At 34.6% G+C, this 260-nt stretch carries 1 pseudogene; it reads left to right on the forward strand.

Features of this window, described 5'->3' with window-relative positions:
• A pseudogene (locus tag KVT27_RS25230) lies at positions 1-260 on the forward strand (DUF418 domain-containing protein); the annotation flags it as partial.

Genomic DNA, 260 nt, shown 5'->3' on the forward strand with positions numbered 1-260 from the left:
CGATGAATTAGATTACATTCGTGGCTTTGCATTACTGGGGATTACTTTAGTAAATATTCTTGCACTACTTAACATTAAAATTCCAGATCCTAACACAGTGGATGCTAGTTATCAAAGGTTTTTATACTTATTTGTAGAAGGTCGTTTCTTCTCAATCTTCTCATTCTTATTTGGTGTGGGATTCTATATCTTTATCTCTAGAGCGATTGCAAAAGGGAAAAATGGATATGTTTTATTTTTACGCCGCGTAGTGGCGCTAT

This window comes from Lysinibacillus sp. GbtcB16, from assembly GCF_019091145.1.
GTDB lineage: Bacteria > Bacillota > Bacilli > Bacillales_A > Planococcaceae > Lysinibacillus > Lysinibacillus fusiformis.